Genomic DNA, 15,892 nt, shown 5'->3' on the forward strand with positions numbered 1-15,892 from the left:
TTAGAGCATCACTCATAATTCCTTTAGCGATCCAGTTTGATGAAGCATTTTCAGTATAATATCTTTTCCCATAGCCTCTACCATTTTCATAAATAATGAGGGTTTATTTGCTTGTAAACGGTGTAAATCAGAATAACTCCAATATATGTAATCTACAGGCTCTTTTGCATATATAGTAGTGCTTGCTTTTCCGTCTCTAAAATAACTCATCTCTCCAATGAAATGATAAGGTCCTACTTCTATGATCGCTTCTTCTACTTCAATATATACCGATCCTTTAGTAATCAACATTAAATGTTCTACTGGCTCACCTTTGGTTAATATTTTCTCATTTTTGGAGGTGCCTCGATCACTTAGTTTAATCAGACGAATAAAATCACTTGCTTTCGTATTTACAAAAAATAGATCTTTTATTTGTTGCATATCATAAGGCAAATCTCTAGGCAGTAAATCTCTTAACAAAAAACCAATCTGTACAAAATTGATAACTAATGATGCAATAGCCCAATAAGCTACCGGGCGCACATCCTCTAACATACCATAAAGTAAAAATGATAAATCAGATAATATGAAGATCGTACGAAGAAAGAGTACTTTTCTACAACATAGGCTGAGAAGCATTAAAATATTGCCCAAACTATAGAGATAGTCCAATTACTTCCTCCAATTCTCGCTTATAATAAGTGTAGAATAAAATGGGATTTATAAGAGTAACGTTCCTGATATTTGAGGAGTTTGATTTGAATTATGATGAAATCCACTTCTTCCCCCATCCGGAAACAAGTGATGACCAAGGTTTATTATTCATTGGCGGTGATTTATCACCACAGCGCATTCTTCAAGCTTATAGCCAAGGCATTTTCCCCTGGTACGAACCTGGAACACCAATTCTCTGGTGGTCTCCAAATCCAAGACTCATATTGATTCCTACTGAATTTAAACTATCTCGTAGTTTGAAAAAGTCATTAAAAAAATCTTTTAGATTCACCATAGACACCGCTTTTAAACAAGTAATTGCAGAATGTGCTACGAGTGTTGATCGAATCAATAATACCTGGATAACTAAAGAGATGATTGAAGCCTATACTCAATTACACATAATGGGTTATGCCCATTCTTTTGAGATATGGTACGAAAACGAACTGGTAGGAGGCTTATATGGACTCAGTTTAGGCCATGCCTTTTTTGGAGAATCTATGTTCCATAAAATGACAGACACCTCAAAAATTGCTTTTTACTATTTATCAAAAATGATGAGCGATTGGAACTATGATTTTATTGATTGCCAAATTCCGACGAATCATTTGCAAAGTCTAGGCGCTAAAATTGTTGAGCGAAGAGAATTTCTTCATATGCTCTATCAGTCTTTAGAACATCCTACAAAAAAAGGTTCATGGGACCTCACGTAATATTTCAAATAACAACAGGATTGTACTATTATTATACGATATACACAGACTATTACCATTTCATCTCGTTATGGCTTCAATAATTGATAATTTATTTTGTTAAAGAATTCGGAGTATTGACCTATGAAGTCAAAACCAAGTAATGAATCAGAGTCTAAAGTCCCTGTTATTTTTCGACCGCTTAGTAGTAATCAACTACATGATATTTTGGAACACAACGGTGCTACAAAAAAAGAAACGAAGGCTGTTTTTTTAATAAGAGATAATTCAGGAGGGTTAATAACTGTTTCATATTACTCTCAAGAACATGAAATGATAAAAAATCTTCGCTTTGGGTTAACTCATGATGGCTGGAAAACAGTACCTAAACCGCCTAAAGAACCCTCATTCACAGAGACACTCGAGGTAAAATCTAGATATGCACATGATAAGGCAAAATTTGATGCGGAAATGCAGAGCTTTATAAATACAGCAAAAACATTATTTGAACAAAACTGTGCACCTGAGTTGATTAAATCACTACGTTTTGAATTACAAAAAAACGAGTTTAATATGCATGGACTTGTTAGACCCACTCGGGAACAAGCAAGCAAAGAAAAACATTATGTTGATTACGTTGGTGATGTATTTTTAGTTGAGAATACCCCTAACTTAGCAATAAAATAGGTTAGCTCAAATTATGTTGATGGTTAAGCGCTCATCAAAGATGGGTACTAAAGTCAACAATAGAGTGATAAATAGTTAAATTTTGCTGGGCTTTGATTGCCATTTTCTTCATTTTAGTGCAGTATACACGCTGTAAGTATATAATCACACATAATAAACTTTATAAATTTGGTACATCACTGAGAGACCTATGGCAAAAGAAGATCATTTAGAAATGGCTGGTACGGTTATCGATACCTTGCCCAACACCATGTTTCGTGTTGAATTAGAAAATGGACATATTATCACTGCCCACATTTCTGGTCGTATGCGTAAGAATTACATTAGAATTTTAACTGGCGATAAAGTTAAGGTCGAATTAACTCCCTATGACCTAACTAAAGGTCGCATTATATTCCGCGATAAAAACTAAAATAGCATCTTATTTAAAATCTTATTCTTTCAAAGTGGCCCGTGTCGCGGTAAAGCGTAACTCGGGTTTCCCTTTTTTGACAATCTACAACATGATATCAGAATATTGCCTGGGTGAAGGCGCAAGGGGTAAACCTGGAAAAAAATTCTAGAAACCTGGGTTACAGCTTGCGCCTTCACCCAGGCTAAAGACTCAAAGATTATAACGCTTCAAATATTGCCGCAGCCCCCATGCCTGTTCCAATGCACATGGTTACCATACCATATCGTCCTTTAGTTCTTCTTAGTCCATGCAATAACGTAGCTGTTCTTATTGCACCTGTGGCACCTAAAGGATGTCCTAAAGCAATAGCTCCTCCTAAAGGATTCACCTTAGTTCTAGGAAGATCAAGTTCTTTAATCACTGCTAAAGCTTGAGCGGCAAATGCCTCATTAAGCTCTATCCAATCCAGTTGATCTAAAGTAATACCTGCTCGTTTTAAAGCAATAGGAATTGCCTCAATAGGACCAATTCCCATAATCTCAGGAGGAACACCAGCTACAGCATAACTCAGTAAGCGCCCAATGGGTTTTAAATCATATTGATGCAAAGCCTGTTCACTGGCTAAAAGTGCAATACCAGCACCATCACTAGTCTGTGAACTGTTTCCTGCTGTAACAGTTCCTCTTGCAGCAAAGACAGGTTTTAATTTAGAAATGACATCATAAGAAGTATCAGCTCTTGGTCCTTCATCATCATTTATCCATTTCTTTTTTATTATTGCGGTATCATTTTCTAAATCAGCCTGTCTTATGGTAATTTCTACAGGACTGATTTCAGCTTTAAAGTCACCACGTTGCTGTGCTGCAACGGCTTTTTTATGACTTTCAGCAGCAAATTCATCTTGCTGCTCTCGAGTAATTTGCCAACGCTTTGCAACATTTTCAGCTGTAATGCCCATCCCATATGCGATTGCAACATCTTCATTATTGAAGATAACAGGATTTGCTGTGTATTTATTGCCGCCCAAAGGCACCATAGACATGCTTTCAACGCCTCCACCAAGAGCCAAATGCATATCTCCACTGCGTATAGACTCTGCAACTGTAGCAATGCTTTGTACACCAGAAGAACAAAAGCGATTGATTGTCATTGCAGGGACAGATTGAGGTAGATCAGCCAGTAATGATGCGATTCGAGCCACATTCATGCCTTGCTCAGCCTCAGGCATAGCACATCCTATGACTACATCCCCTATTTTTTGATGATCCACTGACGGATTGCGTTTCATTAAATTTGTGATCACATGAGCCAACAAATCATCTGGTAATGTATTTTTAAATACACCGCGTGGTGCCTTACCTACTGGAGTACGTAATGCGTCAACTATATATACATTAGTCATTTCAAATCTCCCTTAGTTACGTAACGGCTTGCCAGTCTCTAGTAAATGACTAATCCGTGCCTGGGTTAATGGGGTTGCAGCAAGAGTTATAAAGGCTTCACGCTCTAACTTAAGCATCCAATTCTCGTCAACAAATGTATTTTGATTTAGGTTGCCCCCACAAAGCACGGTTGCTAACTCCGTAGCAATGAAATAATCATGCTGAGAAATAAATCCACCTTCTAACCAATTTACTAAACCTGCTTGCAAACGTGCCTTACCCTCAATACCGGCAACTTGAAACTGTTTCTTTAAAGGAGGTTTGTAGTTTTCTGCGTGCATGAAATTAACCTTAGCCAATGCTACATAGAGTACTTCATTAGCATTCATGACATAACTGTCTGTACTTCGCAAATACCCCATTTGCATTGCATCAGCCGCTGAACCTGCAACTTGCGCTGTAGCAATTTGTTGATAGTAATTCTGAATTACTGTCATTAAATCCCCTTTAGGAGCAAGATGAGCCGCCCGCATTGCCATTTCTTTACATCCACCTCCCGCAGGTATCACCCCAACACCAAATTCAACTAGACCTGGGTAGGCTTCAAAAGCAGCAGCCACGGCATCACAATGCATCATTAACTCACAACCACCGCCAAGAGCACGGCCTCGTACTGCTGCAACTGTAGGAATAGAACTGTATTTCAAACGTAAAGCGACACGTTGGAATTGTGCGATCATAGAGTCCAAAGCCTGCATTTTATTTTCCTTAATTAAATTAAGGACACCGCGCAAATCAGCTCCAGAACAAAAATTAGTGGCGTCTTGTTGATAAATAATTAAGCCTCGACATTGTTTCTCTGCAATTTCAACAGCAGCTTCCAATCCATCGAGAACTGTTTGACCCACTGTATTTGCTTTGCTTTTGAAATTCACTACCGCTACATCATCTTGTAGATGCCATAAACGAACACCCTCATTTTCATAAATCACAGGTGTGGGATGCACTGATTCCTTAAGGACTCGGTCAGTGAAGAATTGACGTTTATAAACTGGCAATTGACTTCGAGGTTGGTACTCATTCATCTGAGGAGAATAAGCGCCCTTTTCAGTATAGAAGGCCTTGATTTCAAAAAGCCATCCGGGCAGTTGAGCCGTACTAAGTGTTGATTTTTCCTTTATTGCTTGGTTAATGTACTGAGCCATTGTCGTCAAATCAGCTAGCTGCCAGGTTTCAAATGGCCCTTGTATCCAACCAAAGCCCCAGCGAATTGCCAAATCAACGTCTCTGACATTATCTGCAATTTCCTCGAGATGATATGCGCAGTAGTGAAATAAATCCCTGAAACAGGCGGCTAAGAACTGTGCTTGCTTGTTATTAGAAGTCATTAGACTTTGCATCCGCACAGCAGGATCGGGATTACCCATAATCACTTTTAACTCATCACTTACGGCCGGTTGCGCTGGACGATATTGTGCTGATTTAACATCATATACTTCAATAATCTTGCCATTTTTTCTATAAATACCTTGACCTGTTTTTTGTCCCAAATGCCCATCTTTAATTAGATTAATGAGCCACTCAGGTAATTTAAAACTGTGATGCCATGGATCATCTTGTAACTGTTGTTGCATGGTATGGATTACATGTTGCATGGTGTCTAGACCAACAACGTCCATGGTGCGGAACGTGGCAGATTTTGGTCTCCCTAACAAAGGGCCTGTTAATGCATCAACTTCATCCAATCCCATATCCATGGCAAAAGCATGGTGCAATGTTGTTAAGAGAGAAAATACACCAATGCGATTTCCAATAAAATTAGGTGTGTCTTTGGCGCGTACAACTCCTTTACCTAAATAACGAGTTAGCCAAGTTTCCAGATTATCCACTAATTCTTTATTAGTCGTTTTAGCAGGAATAAGTTCAGCAAGATGCATGTAACGCGGAGGATTAAAAAAATGGACACCGCAAAAATTCTTTCTATGTGCTTCAGGTAAAACTGAACATAAAGCATTAATACTCAAACCGGAGGTATTACTTACTAAAATGGAATGTTCTGTTAAAAAAGGGGAAATACGTTTGTATAAATCTTCTTTCCAGTCCAAGCGTTCAGCAATTGCTTCAATAACTAAATCGCAAGAGGACAAATCAGCAAGATGTTGTTCATAATTTCGGGATTGCAACAATGTCGCGGTTTGGGTTGTAGCAAGTGGAGCAGGTTTTAGTTTTCCTAAATTAGCGATTGCCTTATCAATCAATGCATTCGCATTTCCTTCTTTAGATGCCAAATCATAGAGTAATGTTTCTATACCAGCATTAACACAGTGCGCTGCAATTTGTGCACCCATAACACCAGCTCCCAGAACTGCGACTTTTTTTATAAAAAAAGATCCCTGCATTCTTTTTTCCTCGTTAAAGTAGCCTGGGTGAAGCGAAGCATAACCCGGGTTCATGGAACATGATAATTACCTGGGTTATGCTTCGCTTCACCCAGGCTACAGTTGCTACTTAAATCAAGACAAATCAAATCGAATACCTTGAGCTAACGGTAATTCATTTCCCCAATTTATTGTATTTGTTTGCCGACGCATATACGCTTTCCAAGAGTCAGAACCAGACTCACGCCCGCCACCTGTTTCTTTTTCTCCACCAAATGCCCCGCCAATTTCAGCACCTGAAGTACCGATATTAATATTAGCTATGCCGCAATCACTTCCCCAGGCACTTAAAAAGTGTTCTGCATTTTTTAAATTTTGGGTAAACATGGCAGAAGACAATCCTTGAGGTACATGATTTTGTAAAGCAATCGCTTCATCAATTGTCTGGAAAGACATAACGTATAAAATCGGCGCAAATGTTTCCTCTTGAACAATCTCCCAATGATTTTTTACATCACATACTAACGTAGGTTCCACAAAGAAGCCTGATCCATGTACTGGCTCACCACCAAAGATAATCCGACCACCTGCCTCTTTAATACGAGCTATTGCACCATTAAATTGATCAACAGCTTGTTTATCAATCAGGGGCCCCATTAAGTTTTTCTTATCTAAAGGATCACCAATTGTTATTTGCTCGTAGGCAAAACGTAAACGCTCAACAACATAATCATACTTAGAATGATGGACAAATAAACGTCTCGTAGAAGTACATCGTTGACCCGCAGTACCTACCGCACCAAAAACAATAGCTGGAATTGCTAAATGAAGATCAGCTGACTCATCGAGAATAATAGCGTTATTACCACCCAATTCTAGAATAGTCTTACCCAATCGAGCTGCAACTTTAGCAGCGACCTCTTTACCCACTGCTGTTGAACCAGTAAATGAAATAAGTGGTATTCGTTTATCATTCACCATTTCTTCAACCACATCGTGACTCTCTGGAATAACTAAACTGAATATTTCCGGACAACCATTAGCCCTTAATACATCATTGCAAATGTTCTGAACAGCTACAGCACATAAAGGAGTCTTTGCAGATGGCTTCCACAATGTCACATTCCCACATATGGCTGCCAGAAAAGCATTCCATGACCAAACTGCAACAGGAAAGTTAAACGCTGAAATAACGCCAACAATACCGTATGGGTGCCACTGTTCATACATTCTATGTTGTGGACGCTCTGAATGCATGGAATTACCGTACAGCATCCGTGATTGTCCTACTGCGAAATCAGCTATATCAATCATTTCCTGAACTTCGCCGTCCCCTTCTTGTTTGGATTTACCCATTTCTAAGGAAACTAAACTACCTAATGCATCTTTATGCTCACGTAATGCCTGACCAATCTGCCTGATGATCTCCCCTCTTTTAGGAGCAGGAACTTTCCTCCATTCATGAGCAGCATATTGAGCACGAGTCATTATCTCTTCATAATCACTCATAGTGCAGGTTGCTATTTCTGCAAGCTTTTCACTATTGGCTGGATTATAAGAGATTAACTTATGTTCATGAATTCCACTTTGCCAACCTTGACCACTAAAGGCCCCTGGATTAACGGCATGAATTTTCAAGCGTTTTAATATATCCATTAATTATCTCCATAGTAACCCGGGTACAATAAACAACCCGGGAACAATAACCAAAATATTTTTGGTTATGCGTAATAGCGACCAAAACGATTTTCCAGCACCGCAGACAAATGGAATTTTTCTTGTAAGACTAAACCCTTATATTCATTTTCTTGTCCGAGCACTAAATCAACTACTGAACAAACACCAGAGGCAGTACTTATTTGAATTGCTGACCACTCCAAGCCACAGATTTGTTCAGGATAAATTTTCTTCACATAATTTTTTTCTGTCAGTTCACCTTGTTTCATTCCTTCAACAGAAACATAAACAATGACTAGATCTTGATACGTTTTAGGAATTGCATTTTCCAAAATGCGTTTTAGCGTAGGTCTATCTTGGTTTAATCGCAAATCATTCATCAATAAACGCATCTTTGAGCAATGTCCAGGATAACGCATTGTTTTATAATTCATGGTTTGTACTTTACCAGCGTGCATCTCTGCCAAGCTACCTAATCCACCAGAGGTATTAAACGCTTCATACTCGCACCCATCGATTTGAATGGTTTCTAATCCTTCTAAAGGTGCCAAGGTTACCGCTTTTCCATATTTAATTGCATAACATGGATTGCCATATTCATTGATGACTCCATCAGTGGACCAGGTTAATGAATATTGAAGTGCATTGTTTGCATTTTGAGGAAGAGCCCCTACACGCAATTTCACATGATGACACTCTTCAAACTCATGCATGAGACTATTTGCGGCGATGCTGATAAACCCGGGAGCCAATCCGCATTGAGGAACAAATGCAGTTTCTGCGTCAAGCGCTATCGCTTTTACTGCTTCAGTCACTGCCGTATCTTCCGTAAGATCAAAATAATGCGCTTTGGCAGCTTTTGCAGCTTCCGCAACAAAAGTATTTAAAAAATATGGAAGACTTGAAATAACAGCCACGATACCGTTTTTTTCCATATAAGCTTGAGTGGACTGTTGATCTTGAACATCTAAGGCTACTGTTTTAATTTTCGGTACTGCTTCCAACAGCCTTTTTACATCGGATCCATTAAAATCAATATCAACCAAATGGACCTGGTACGAACCGCTCTCTGATAATAAACAAGCGATTAAGCTACCAATTTTCCCTGCACCAGTAATCATTACATTATACATTTAATCCCTCTCCATTATAAAACGCGATCATCCTACACAAAATCTTGGGAATTGAATAGTATTCTCTGAACTATGTGCATACATAATAACAATTTTTAAGAATCGAGTTATTCTATTTTTTGATGCATAATGTTTGAAAAGGACTATATTAAAAAAAATCTTGAATTCGCAAAGGGAATTGGTATGAACAAATCAAAAAGGAAGCATCCAAAATCAACCGAAAAGTCTAGAAACTCCTTATTGACTGAATCAGATAAAAACGATTATGAAGGAATAAGTTTCGATAAATTATTCCACGCTACCATCAGTCAATTGTGTAATTGGTTATCACCAGGAACACTGATGATGTCTTTTGGTGACTGGTTGATTTATTTGCTTTTTTCACCCGCGCAACGTGCTGATTTAAACAAAAAGGCACTCAAAAAATTGGGACATTTGTTATTATACATTCAACAACAAAACCAAGATAAATGTGAACCTTGTGTCGAAATCCGCCAAACCGATCATCGCTTCCAAAATGAATCATGGTCTCAATTTCCCTTCAATGTATACACTCAATCATTCTTATTAACTGAAGAATGGTGGGATAATGCAACAACTCATCTTCGTGGAGTTTCCAAACACCATGAGAACATTGTTAATTTTGTAACACGTCAAATTTTGGACATTTTTGCTCCGTCGAATGTACCGGGAATGAATCCTGAAGTGATTGCTGCCACAATTAACGAAGGGGGCATGAATTTTATCAAAGGATGGAGTAATTTTATTGATGACATCACCCGGTATCTGAATAATAAACCGCCAGCAGGGAGCGAACAATATAAGGTAGGAACAAATGTAGCAGTAACACCAGGGAAAGTTATTTATAGGAATCGTTTAATAGAACTGATCCAATATGAACCAACAACATCAACAGTACATCCTGAACCGATCTTAATCATTCCAGCTTGGATTATGAAGTATTACATTCTTGATCTTTCACCTAATAACTCCATGGTGAAATTTTTAGTAGATAAAGGACATACTGTATTTATGATTTCCTGGAGTAATCCAACCTCTGAGGATAGAGACTTAGATTTTTCTGATTATGCAATACGCGGAGTGATGGATGCATTAGATACCATCAATCAAATTATTCCTAAAGAAAAAATTCATGCAGTTGGTTATTGTATTGGGGGAACTTTATTAACTATGGTTGCCGCAAAGATGGCAGCAAATAATGATAACCGTTTAAAAACAATGAGCTTATTTGCAGCACAAACCGATTTTCAGGATGCAGGCGAACTCCAGTTATTTATTGACGAAAACCAACTCACTTATATTGAAGATATTATGTGGGAGAAAGGCTATTTAGAGGGTTCACAGATGTCTGGAGCGTTTAGCATGTTACGGTCTATAGATCTTATTTGGTCTCGGGTAGTTTATGACTATTTATTAGGTAAACGACAGAATATAAATGACTTAATGGCATGGAATTACGATACTACTAGAATGCCATATAAAATGCATAGTGAATATTTGCGCAAATTGTTTTTAAACAATGACTTAGTAGAAGGACGTTTTAAAATTCTGGATGAGAGTATTAATCTTGCCGATATCACATTACCAATTTTTTCAGTAAGTACTATAAAAGATCATGTGGCCCCTTGGAAATCCGTTTATAAAATTCATTACTTTACTGATAGTGATATTACCTTTGTATTGACTAATGCAGGACATAACACAGGGATTGTTAACGAGCCAGGAAGCTTGGGACGCAGTTATCAAATGCTCACTCATAAATTAGATGATAAACATTTAGCACCGGAAGTTTGGTTAGAAAGAGCCCCTCATTTTACAGATTCTTGGTGGCCCTCCTGGGAAAAATGGCTTACTGATTATTCCGGTGCTAAAAAGAAACCACCTACTCTAGGTAACCCTGAAAAGAATTTAAGACCGATTTGTGATGCACCTGGAACTTATGTTCTGAAAAAATAATAAAGTAAATTGTAGGTACATTGATGTCCCTGTCGTCCTGAGGAGTTTACGACGAAGGGATATCCTACCTTCGGGATTGACGTAGCCTCCGATTTTTGTAGCCAGGGTGACGTAAATTCTGGACATTGTAAAATTATAAAATATTTCACTAATTCTTGACCTGAATAGAGGAGTCAATTATCTTATCATTTTACAATTTTTTAACAGCCATGAAGCAAACCGCTTTAGCCAATTCAATTCCTTTAAATTCTTCAATTCGTCTTGGCTATGTTAAATATTTCTTTGTATTTATAGCAGGCCTGCTTGCGCCCTTTGGTTTTGCTCCTTTTCATATCCCAGGATTAACGTTATTAAGTTTGGCTTTTCTTTATTCGAGCCTGCAAAATTGCTCCTTCAAACATGGTTTTTATCTCGGTTTCTTTTATGGAATAGGCTATTTCGGTTTCGGAGTTTCTTGGGTCATAGTCAGTATTCATGACTATGGTCAGCTCAACTATTTTTTCGCAGGATTAGTTACTTTAATTTTCATTGCCTATCTTTCGCTCTTCCCTGCCCTTGTTGCTTATTTTTATAAATCGCTTGAACTAAAAAATCAAAAATTACTATCCTTAACTCTATTCTGTGTCTTATGGTGTTTGAGTGAATACTGCCGTTCCAATTTATTTACTGGATTCCCCTGGTTATTAATAGGTACCATCCTCATCGATACCCCGATTAAATACATTGCACCTGTTTTAGGCATATATGGGCTAAGTTTAGTATGCATCTTTATTTCTGCTCTACTCACTTTAGCTGTTTCCCAGGATTCTCAAAAACGCTATCACTACCTTATCGTAATTGTATTAATTATTATCAGTCCAATGCTATGCAAAAATATTTCATGGTCACATGTCAAACAACAGCCTGTTAGTATCGGTGCTGTACAGGCCAATTTATCTATGCGTGATAAATGGGATGAAGCCTTATTTTGGAATTTATTAAAGTATTATGAGAATGCAATTAATAAGCTCTTAGGAAAGCAATTAATTATTTTACCAGAATCAGCCATACCACTTCCGGCAAGTTATTTAGATAAATATTTACAAAAGCTAAATAACAAAGCGCTGAAAGCGAACAGCGCACTTATGGTAGGCATTTTACAACCGACAAATGATAGCGAAACGAATTATTACAATTCAATAATTACCCTTGGACAAGCTAAAGGAAAAAAACTGAAACGCCAGCTCGTTCCGTTCGGAGAGTACATTCCTAAACCGCTTGTTGCAATTAATCATTGGCTGAATTTACCCGAGCCCAATTTATTACCAGGAAGAAGAAAGCAATCTCTAATTCGCATTGAAAATCATCCAATAGCAAGTCTTATTTGTTATGAGATTGCCTATCCCCATATTTTACGAGAACAAATGCCTAAAGCCCAATGGATCGTTTCAATTAGCGATAATGGATGGTTTGGACACTCATTAGCTAGTTATCAACAATTGCAAATGGCTCAAATGCTTTCTTTACTAACCGGTCGATATCAAGTAGTCGTCAATAATGATGGTTTATCGTCCGTAATTGATTCAAATGGCGATATAGTAGAAAGTCTCCCTCCATTTAGCTCGGGCATCTTGCAAAGTAATATATTCCCAGCTGAAGGTTTTACTCCCTGGATTATTTGGCATGAGTATCCAGCTTTAATTTTTTGTTCAATTTTCCTTATTTTTATACTATTTATTCAACTTCGTCGCTTATTCCAACAATAATCTATTGCTGGCAGACACAAGAGGAGTTATCCTTAGCGATTTAGAGTCACTTAAAAAATCGGACTATGGATAATACCTATATACCACAAGAAGTTGAGGACCAAGCTCAACAGTATTGGCATAAAAAACAATCATTTAATGTTTCAGAAGATTTAAACAGAGAGAAATTTTATTGTTTATCCATGTTCCCTTACCCGAGTGGAACATTGCACATGGGACATGTTCGTAACTACACTATTGGTGATGTTATTGCTCGGTATCAGCGTGCTTTGGGTAAAAATGTACTGCAACCTATAGGATGGGATGCATTTGGTTTACCTGCTGAAAATGCAGCCATCAAAAATGGGATCCCCCCTGCTGAATGGACAAGAAAAAATATAGAGTCCATGAAAAAGCAGTTTTTACGTCTTGGTAATGCCTATGACTGGCGACGCGAAATTTGTACTTGCGCACCTGAGTATTATCGTTGGGAACAATGGTTTTTTATTCGACTATTTGAAAAAGGCCTGGTTTATAAGAAGAATGCCGTTGTAAATTGGGATCCAGTAGACCAAACAGTTTTAGCAAACGAACAAGTTATTGATGGACGCGGTTGGCGTTCTGGTGCACTTGTCGAACGCAAAGAAATCTCTCAATGGTTTATCAAAATTACAGCTTATGCTGATGAACTCCTCAGCTCACTCGATACATTGGATGAATGGCCTGCACAAGTAAAACAAATGCAGCGTAATTGGATAGGTCGCTCCACCGGTACTGAAATCTATTTTAACGTCAATAATTATCCTAAGCGCCTAAAAATCTATACTACTCGTCCTGATACTTTAATGGGTGCTACATATCTTGCAGTGGCCACAGATCACCCTATCGCTAAAGAAGCAGCAAGTACTCGTAAGGAAGTCAAAGAATTCATCGACAGCTGCCAAGGCACTAAAATGGCTGAAGCAGAACTTGCTACTATGGAAAAACGAGGTGTAGCCACAGGAATGACCGCAATCCATCCTATAACGGGTGAAGAACTACCAATATGGGTAGCTAATTTTGTACTGATGCAATATGGATCCGGCGCGGTAATGTCTGTTCCAGCACATGATCAAAGAGATTGGGAGTTTGCACAAAAATATCAATTACCAATAAAAGAAGTCATAAAGCCTAACAACGGAACAAAACATGATCTGAGCCAATCTGCCTACACTGGTGAAGGTACATTGATTCATTCAGGTCAATTTGATGAATTAAGCTCCTCTCAGGCAGTAGAGACCATCACTGCGTTCCTTGAGGAAAATGATACAGGAAAGGCAACAATCAACTATAGATTACGTGATTGGGGTGTATCAAGACAAAGATATTGGGGTACCCCTATTCCCATGATTTTATGTGAACAGTGCGGTACTGTTCCAGTTCCAGATGAAGATCTTCCCGTAGTCCTACCGGAAAATGTAACATTTACTGGCACAGGCTCACCTCTTGCGCAATGTCCAGAATTTGTGAATGTAAGTTGCCCTAAATGTGGTCAAGATGCTTCTCGTGAAACAGATACTTTTGATACCTTTGTTGAATCTTCTTGGTATTATGCTCGTTTTGCATGTAAAGGCCAGGAAAATGCCATGCTTGATGATCGAGCAAAATATTGGACTCCCGTAGATCAATATGTTGGTGGTATTGAGCATGCAGTGATGCATTTACTTTATGCTCGCTTTTTCCACAAATTAATGCGAGATGAGGGTTTAGTCAATTCGGACGAACCATTTAAAGCCCTATTAACTCAAGGCATGGTTTTAAAAGATGGACATAAAATGTCTAAATCTGTGGGTAATGTCGTTGATCCTAACCATCTGATTGATACCTACGGGGCTGATACAGCACGTTTGTTTGTTATGTTTGCCGCACCTCCAGAGCAATCACTGGAATGGTCAGATGCCGCTGTAGAAGGTGCACATCGCTTTCTAAAACGAATTTGGACTTTTGCCCATCAACATCAAAATATGTTTATTGAGGTCAATGATATCATTCTAAGTGGCAATGGACATGTTAACTGGCAACAAGCTGAAAGCCGTTTAAAGAAATCACGTCATGTTGTGCATCAAATTCTCGCACAAGCAACTCATGATTATGATCGCAATCAATTTAATACCGTCGTTTCAGGCTGTATGAAGCTATTTAATGAACTATCCAGTTACTCCATAGAAACAGAAGAAGATAAGTTTTTTATCCATTCCAGTATGAGTATACTGTTGCGATTATTGGCTCCTATCACCCCTCACATTACACATCATATATGGCAACAATTAGGGTTTGAAAAAGCAATTATTGATGCCAATTGGCCCAGAGTAGATAAAGGTGCCCTAAAAACCGATGAGGTGGATTACGTCGTTCAGGTTAATGGAAAGCTCCGAGCGCAATTTACCGCCAGTGTAGATGCAGCAGAAGAGACATTAATTGCTACAGCCAAAGAACATGCAAAAGATTTTCTGGCTGATAAAACAGTTAAAAAAGCCATCGTTGTGGCACACCGACAATTAATTAATTTGGTTGTTGGCTAATGAAATCAAATTGCTCTGAGATGTCTAATGTCCCGCGTCAGTTACATGGACAATCAGTGGGACAATCACAACATCAATTTGCAACGTTACGATATATGCTGCCTTTGCTGCTGTTATTATTACTATCAGCTTGTGGTTTCCATCTGCGGGGCATGAGTAATGTACCGAGATGGCTTAGTAATGTGGCCATTATTTCTGAAAATGATGACAAACAGTTTGTTTCGATATTACAATCTCGACTTGAGAGTTCCAAAATTGATGTCAATCCGGAGCCCTCTCAAGCTAAGTATTGGCTTATAATTGACGAAGTCAACTTACATCAACAAATTATCAGTGTTGGTGCAAGTACAAATCCCAGACAATATACGCTCACTTTAACGGTGATATTTGTATTGAAAGCTCGCTCAGGTCAAATTGTAGAGGTTCCAGGAAAAATAAGTGTTTCTAGAGAACTTACATTAAATAACGATAGAATTTTAGGCTCTAAGGATGAAGAAAGTATTATCGTTGGAGAAATGAAGCAAGATGCAGTAACCCAAATAATTTATCGACTTAGCCATGTTCAAAATCCCCCACTTAGCTAAGAAAAGG

12 protein-coding genes are annotated in these 15,892 nt (G+C 38.3%); 7 read left to right on the forward strand and 5 right to left on the reverse strand.

The window, feature by feature from the left end:
- Positions 1-12: 12 nt before the first annotated feature.
- The gene (locus ACWTEW_RS34730; protein WP_454782541.1) at positions 13-654 is read right to left on the reverse strand and encodes a Crp/Fnr family transcriptional regulator; all 642 of its coding nucleotides are present in this window, start codon (positions 652-654) and stop codon (positions 13-15) included.
- 86 nt (positions 655-740) lie between these two features.
- Here ACWTEW_RS34730 and aat point away from each other — a divergent pair, with 86 nt between their 5' ends.
- From aat to infA, 3 genes are all read left to right on the forward strand, one after another.
- Positions 741-1,409, forward strand: coding sequence for a leucyl/phenylalanyl-tRNA--protein transferase (gene aat, locus ACWTEW_RS34735; RefSeq protein WP_454782542.1), 669 nt, complete (start codon positions 741-743; stop codon positions 1,407-1,409).
- Positions 1,410-1,532: 123 nt separating this feature from the next.
- Positions 1,533-2,075: a hypothetical protein gene (locus tag ACWTEW_RS34740; RefSeq protein ID WP_454782543.1), complete on the forward strand. Its 543-nt coding sequence runs from the start codon at positions 1,533-1,535 to the stop codon at positions 2,073-2,075.
- A gap of 190 nt (positions 2,076-2,265) precedes the next feature.
- Positions 2,266-2,487, forward strand: a complete 222-nt coding sequence (gene infA / locus ACWTEW_RS34745) for a translation initiation factor IF-1 (RefSeq protein WP_454782544.1) — start codon at positions 2,266-2,268, stop codon at positions 2,485-2,487.
- Positions 2,488-2,686: 199 nt separating this feature from the next.
- Here the strand turns inward: infA and ACWTEW_RS34750 are convergent, their stop codons facing one another.
- The 4 genes from ACWTEW_RS34750 to ACWTEW_RS34765 all read right to left on the reverse strand — a co-directional run bounded on the left by ACWTEW_RS34750 (position 2,687) and on the right by ACWTEW_RS34765 (position 9,039).
- Complete coding sequence (locus tag ACWTEW_RS34750) at positions 2,687-3,871, reverse strand: acetyl-CoA C-acyltransferase (protein WP_454782545.1); 1,185 nt, start codon at positions 3,869-3,871, stop codon at positions 2,687-2,689.
- 12 nt (positions 3,872-3,883) lie between these two features.
- The gene (locus tag ACWTEW_RS34755) at positions 3,884-6,250 is read right to left on the reverse strand and encodes a 3-hydroxyacyl-CoA dehydrogenase/enoyl-CoA hydratase family protein (protein ID WP_454782546.1); all 2,367 of its coding nucleotides are present in this window, start codon (positions 6,248-6,250) and stop codon (positions 3,884-3,886) included.
- A 114-nt stretch (positions 6,251-6,364) separates the two neighbouring features.
- Positions 6,365-7,885: an L-piperidine-6-carboxylate dehydrogenase gene (gene amaB, locus ACWTEW_RS34760; RefSeq protein WP_454782547.1), complete on the reverse strand. Its 1,521-nt coding sequence runs from the start codon at positions 7,883-7,885 to the stop codon at positions 6,365-6,367.
- Positions 7,886-7,950: 65 nt separating this feature from the next.
- Positions 7,951-9,039: a saccharopine dehydrogenase family protein gene (locus tag ACWTEW_RS34765; protein ID WP_454782548.1), complete on the reverse strand. Its 1,089-nt coding sequence runs from the start codon at positions 9,037-9,039 to the stop codon at positions 7,951-7,953.
- Between the two features lie 183 nt (positions 9,040-9,222).
- On the opposite strand from ACWTEW_RS34765, the gene ACWTEW_RS34770 reads away from it, so the two are divergent.
- The 4 genes from ACWTEW_RS34770 to ACWTEW_RS34785 all read left to right on the forward strand — a co-directional run bounded on the left by ACWTEW_RS34770 (position 9,223) and on the right by ACWTEW_RS34785 (position 15,885).
- Positions 9,223-11,016 (forward strand): PHA/PHB synthase family protein, encoded by a 1,794-nt coding sequence (locus ACWTEW_RS34770; RefSeq protein WP_454782549.1) that lies wholly within the window; start codon positions 9,223-9,225, stop codon positions 11,014-11,016.
- Between the two features lie 209 nt (positions 11,017-11,225).
- Positions 11,226-12,761, forward strand: coding sequence for an apolipoprotein N-acyltransferase (gene lnt, locus ACWTEW_RS34775; RefSeq protein WP_454782550.1), 1,536 nt, complete (start codon positions 11,226-11,228; stop codon positions 12,759-12,761).
- Between the two features lie 65 nt (positions 12,762-12,826).
- The gene (gene leuS, locus ACWTEW_RS34780) at positions 12,827-15,301 is read left to right on the forward strand and encodes a leucine--tRNA ligase (RefSeq protein ID WP_454782551.1); all 2,475 of its coding nucleotides are present in this window, start codon (positions 12,827-12,829) and stop codon (positions 15,299-15,301) included.
- Positions 15,301-15,885 (forward strand): LPS-assembly lipoprotein LptE, encoded by a 585-nt coding sequence (locus ACWTEW_RS34785; RefSeq protein WP_454782552.1) that lies wholly within the window; start codon positions 15,301-15,303, stop codon positions 15,883-15,885. Before leuS ends, ACWTEW_RS34785 begins: the two co-directional genes overlap by 1 nt.
- The last annotated feature ends 7 nt before the right edge of the window (positions 15,886-15,892 follow it).

Source organism: Legionella stuttgartensis, assembly GCF_977063405.2.